This window comes from Hydrogenophaga sp. L310 (genome assembly GCF_055703065.1).
This window is the reverse complement of sequence record NZ_JBVPZA010000035.1, coordinates 1-5,503: the sequence shown is the minus strand read 5'-3', so window position 1 is coordinate 5,503 and position 5,503 is coordinate 1. Positions and strand designations below refer to the sequence as shown.

Genomic DNA, 5,503 nt, shown 5'->3' with positions numbered 1-5,503 from the left:
AGGGGTCTCCTCGTTTTCAGTGCAATAAGTGACGGTACGAAAAGCTAGCACTGGCGCGGAGGTGGTGTTGGTAGATCGTTGATTTCATTGACTTTCCTGTTCACTTTCAAATCTGCGATTCGTGGCGTCAAACCGTGGTCGGTTTCATCCATTGGTGCCAGTTATCGATGCATTTGGCCGCGAAGGCAGGATTTGGTCAGCATAGCGGTCAACCGGGAAGCGAAACACACCCCGCAAGTTGATGCTCTCCAGCCTGGTGGGCGCAATCTTCCCGATCAGTTCCGGTGGAATGACCTGGCGGCGGTTCGACCAGCGATCCAGGACCGCCTGCATCTGTGAGGTATTCCACGCCATCACGATGTTGGCCATCAGGCTCAACGCATCGGCCACAGCCTGCATTTCATCGACACGTTTGGCCTGCGCCGGGCTGATCCGGCCGGTATAAATGGCGCGCTTGAGGGCGTTAACAGCCTCGCCCCGATTGAGCACCCGGCGCAACTCGTTCCTGAAAGCGTCCTTGACAAAGTAGTCAGCCAAAAACGCCGTACGCAGCAACCGCCCCAATTGCACGCCAGCCTCATAGATTGGATCGCCCTGGGCGGCAGAACCGAACCGCGCAAGAGCTGCCACCGCACTGGCATGTCCGCTCATGACCGAGGCTGCCAGGTGCACCAGACTATCCCAATGCTTTTCGATCAAAGCGACGTCGACATTGGCTTCGCACACCGCAGCGATTTCTGCGGGCACTTTGGTGCCGCGTGGCACAAAGAGGTGGCGCTGTTTGAGTTCCTTCAACCGCGGGCAAAGATCAAAACCAAGCAAACGGGCATGTGACATGGCAAAGTCGGTGTAGCCATGGGTATCCACAGCAAGCTGGCTGGTCTCCAGCTTTTCTTGGCGGATGACACCTTCAATGGCCACGCCCGCCTGGCGCTCATTGAGCACAAAGGGCTGCGCATGGAAGATGCCCCACCGGTCTTTTACATGGGAGTAGATTCCAATGGAAGGTGTGTTGCGCCGAGGATCAAGCCGGGCTTGCCACACCCGTTTGGTGGTCTCCATGGTCATCATGTCAGAAGATGCCAAATCGGACCGCCCCCAGGTGGCGGCAATCGGGTGTCGCTGCATGAATTCCAGCACAGCCTGGCAGGCCTGGCTCAGACGCCGTTCGTCCCGCGCCCAGCGCATGGCCTGGCGAATGCTGGTGGCAGACAATTGCGGAATCATGCGCGCGCATTCGACCGCAGTCAGACTGGTGCCGTGGGCCATGATGCCGGCATAGACCATCAGCAGCTCGTCGGTAGAGCGCGGCTCACGTCCGAGCATGATCCAGCTAAAGCGCACCTGGGCGTCAACGGCCAGAATCACTTCCGGCAATTGAACCTCACCGATGCGGTGATCCAAAGCCGCGCGCAGCTTGGTCACTTCTGGGTCTTCGTCCTCTGCGGGCAATGGCGACAAATGGAGTTCATCATCCACGCGCAGTACGCCACTGCGGGCTGCAGCGGCCACCGCATCGACACCGGCAGTTACTCTGGCCAGCAAAGGCTTCAAGAAAGTGGCAGCCTTGCTGGGTAACGATAGACGGGCATAGTGTTTCTTGGACTCTGCCTGCCAACGCTCGTCCGTGAAGAACAAGCGCGCACGACCCCGAAAGCTCAGGCTGTGCTCAATCCAGACCGAGCCATTGCGCACCGCGCGGCGCAGGGCAAACAGGGTGGCCACCTCCAACGCCTGAAACGCCCGTTCCCGGTCTGGGCTGGAGATCGAAACCTGCCAGATCATTCCCAGACTTGGTGCCACCACTTCAACTGGCAGCTTTCTGGATCCTTTGAGATATAAAGCTTGCAGCTTGGCAAGGTACTCGATGGCAGGATGCTCGCCGGTGGCCTGCCAGGGCAGCTTTGCAATGGCGACGAGCAACGACCGCACGGGGCGAATTCCATCAATCAATCCCTCGCGGACCAGGGAGGCCCTGCTCGGTGGTTTGCGTTTCTGGGTTTCGGTGATCAAGGCTTCAAGACGGGCACGCAACTCAGCATCTGGCACCGCACCTTGCGCGCTCAAGGCAACAAGTTCGCCGAGCAGCGTTTTGTACATTGCGGCCCAATTGACGGTAGCGGGGACATCGGCGGCAGCCTGACGCCACAGATCGGCGATCCGGCGCTGCACCATAAGGATCAACTGGTCTGTGGTGGTGAACAGGCAATACCGAAGAAAGCATGCGACCTCCACGGTGCGCGCTGGCTCTTTGATCTTGGCTCCGGCTGAGGGCGGCCTGGAGACAAGTCGGCGCGCGTAGCGGCGCAAGATGAGATCGGGGATGTCTGCCAGGTGCTTATGAACGTCCAGCGTGTAAAGCAGGTCGATGCGCTCCAGTACCTCGCTGATTTGGCGGGTTGAGTGTTTCGCCGGTGCAGCCCATAGCCAACTCTGCTGGGTTTGTCCATCTGGGCGCAGCTCTGAAACTGAGGCTCGCCAGCGATCAAGTGTTGCTGGATCAACGCTGGCGGCGATGGCGGTGCCTGTTTCAACTTCAAGCTGGGCAAGTGCCGCCGCAATCAGTGTCCGAATTGCCCGCTCGTGCACGATCACCAGCTTGTTCTGGCTCCCCACGCTCCCCACTGCGTGTGGTCGCTGCCCCTCCAGGAGGGGCTTTTCATCTTGGGGCGGCCCGGCGATGAAAAAAGGGGCATGACCTGCATGCCCCAAACCCTTGGAAAATTGCTGGCGGCGCGGATCAGAAGGCGTGCAGAATGCCGGCGCTGAACTGGTTTTGCTTGCCGTCGCTCGAGGTGACCCAATACATGCCGGCCTTGCCGCCATTCTTCACCGATTGGTGCGAGTAAAGGGCATAGAGCTGGGTGCGCTTGCTCAGCAGGTAGTTGGCGCCCAGGTTGTACTGGCGCACATCCTGGTTCAGCGCGGTTTTGTCGTTCAGGTACTGGAAGCCGGCCTGCACGATCCATTGGGTGCTCAGCGGAACGCGCGCGAACGTGGTGAATACGTCGGCATCGTTGCCGCGCACATTGAGGGCGTTTTGCTGGCGTGTATAGACCATGCCGTAGCGGGCGCCGTTGAGCTTGTAGGAGCCGCCCAGGCCCAGGATCTTGTCCTTGTCCTTGCCCACGGCGCAGCCGCCCGAGTCGGTGCAGCGGCGCTCGTGGTAGACCAGGCCGGCCTCGATGTGCTCGCTTGAATAGCTGCCGCCCAGCGACAGAATGCGGCCCGCGGAGGCCGTGCCGGCAACCTCGCCGAATGCGGTCATGGCATGGAGCTTGAAACCGGCCAGGCTTGGCGACTGGTACTTGATCGCGTTGTCCACGGGCGTGCCCATCATGTTGTTGAAGCGCGCCAGGGATGAGCCTGCCGCCGTGCCCGCGCCGTCGACGGCGGCGGTGGCGTTGCCCAGATAGGGAGCCTGGGTGGAGGCGATGAAGACGTCGCTGATGCTGGGCGGCATGCGGCCGGCCATCAGGTCGCCGAAGCTGGCCGAGCGCAGGCCGACCCAGGACTGTAGTCCAAAGAAAGGAGTGGAGGTGGCGCCGGTGTCGGAGTTGAGTCCGGCTTCGAGGTTGAAGATGGCTTTGAGGCCATCGCCCAGGTCTTCGGTGCCGCGAAAGCCGAAGCGCGAGGTCAGCAGATTGCCGCTGCGCAGCAGCGTAGAGCCCGAGCCGCCCGCATCGTCGATACGCGCCACACCTGTATCGATAATGCCATACAGGGTGATATTGCTTTGGGCGATGGCCGGGGTGATCGCGCATGCAGCCAAACCGGCCATGGCAATGGCGGTAATGTTTTTCATGAATCTAGTCTTCTCTGTGGTGGTTGAAATTGGAAAATATATGGCCGTAGAGGGCGCGACCCTGCTCGACAAGATGAATGTCCGTGATGTGGATGAACTTGTGCATGGTCGTGCCTTGCACTCAGCGCGGCAGCAATGCCTGGACGGCCTTGCTCATCTTGCTAAGGGCAACGGCGGGTTGCACCTCTTGCGAAACCACGGTCTGGAGGTGATCCTTGATTACGTCGGTAATCTTGAAGCCGTTGTCACCCGGAAACGCGTACGGGGCGGTGAGTACCGGCATCTGCGCGATGGCGGTCAGATGATTGGGGTTTGCCTTGTAGAAGGGCGCAAGCAGGTTCGGGTCGGTCGCTGGCAACGTGTTGGCCGGGAAGTAGCCGGTTGCCTTGACCATGGTCGTCGCGCCCAGCGGGCCGGTGGCGAACTTGATGTATTCCCAAGCAGCGGCCTGCTTGGCAGGATCCTTGGAAAACATCATCGCTGCATTGCCGCCGGCCGGCAGTCGGCCGTCCTTGGCAACGGGCATGCGGGCGGTACGAATCTCGAACTTGCCTCCCACCTGCTTCGTGATGCTGCCCAGGCGCGCAGTGGTTGTCGCCAGTACCGCGAGCTTGCCGCTCACGAAGTCCTGCGAGGCGGCCGAATAGGAGATGTTGCGCATCTCACCCTGCTTGACGAGCTGTTCTAGTGTCTGGATGGCGGCCTTGCCTGCGGGGCCGTCGAAGGCCACCTTCTTCTCGTCGGCGGTCAACATGGTGCCGCCGTTGCTGAAGACCAGCGCCTGCCACATCCAGTTGCCCGTGATGTCCCACTCGACGTGAAGGCTCTCGGTGCCGGGCGTTGCCGCCTTCGACTTTTTGGCCGCGTTCATGATGGCATCCCAGTTCATGGGAAAGCGATCGGGCTCCACGCCCGCCTTGCGCATCAGGTCGGCGTTGTAGTAGATGACGGGTGTAGACAGCGCGAAGCCGATGCCGACCTGCTGACCCTTGACTTGCCCCAGTGAAAGCAACGCTTGGTCGTAACCCATCCCCGCCCAGCCCTTCTCCGCCTTGATGAAGGGCGTCAGGTCGACAGCGAGCCCACGGTCGGCAAACACGCGCAGACGATTGAGGCCCTGATAAGACACATCGGGGAGCTGGCCCGTGACGGCCTGGCGCAGAACCTGTTGTGCCGCGACCTCGTAGTCAGACGTGGGCGCACGGAACGTGACCTTGTACTGGGGGAACTTCGCCATGAAGTCTTTTGCGATTGATTCATGGACCTCTTTGAAGAGATCAGCGTACGCGTAGTCGATCACGATCTCAGTCGGTTGCTGAGCCTGTGCCAGGCCGGTGGTCATTAACACGGCCAGTGCGGCGGTTTTCTTAAACAGTTGTTTCATTGCTTGATTCCTTGCGGTTTAACCTTTGACGCCGGTGAGCGTCACACCTTCGATGAAGCGCTTTTGCGCGACGACGAACAACAGCACCAGCGGCGCCGTGATCAGCACCGTGCCGGCCATCAGCGGACCGAACGCGCTGCCTGCTTCCTCATTGCGGAAGAACATGGTTCCCAACGGCGGCGTCGCCAGATGGGGTGAATTGATGACCAGCAGTGGCCAGAAGTAGTCGTTCCAATGCCAGACCACCGAGAAGATCGAGAACGCCAGCAAGGCAGGCATGGCCGTGGGCAGCATCACGCGCCAGACGATCTCCA

3 protein-coding genes and 1 pseudogene are annotated in these 5,503 nt (G+C 60.5%); all 4 read right to left on the bottom strand.

Annotated features, from left to right (window positions below; genetic code table 11):
- Positions 1-144 precede the first annotated feature (144 nt).
- Positions 145-2,607, bottom strand: a pseudogene (locus tag AC0GNO_RS23665) (Tn3-like element IS1071 family transposase); the annotation flags it as partial.
- A gap of 133 nt (positions 2,608-2,740) precedes the next feature.
- Positions 2,741-3,805 (bottom strand): porin, encoded by a 1,065-nt coding sequence (locus tag AC0GNO_RS23660; protein ID WP_472905746.1) that lies wholly within the window; start codon positions 3,803-3,805, stop codon positions 2,741-2,743.
- A 121-nt stretch (positions 3,806-3,926) separates the two neighbouring features.
- Positions 3,927-5,189 carry an ABC transporter substrate-binding protein gene (locus AC0GNO_RS23655; RefSeq protein WP_472905745.1) on the bottom strand — a complete coding sequence of 421 codons (1,263 nt, stop codon included), beginning with the start codon at positions 5,187-5,189 and terminating at the stop codon, positions 3,927-3,929.
- 18 nt (positions 5,190-5,207) lie between these two features.
- Positions 5,208-5,503, bottom strand: a 296-nt coding sequence (locus AC0GNO_RS23650; protein ID WP_472905744.1) for an ABC transporter permease subunit, incomplete at its 5' end; no start/stop codon positions are given.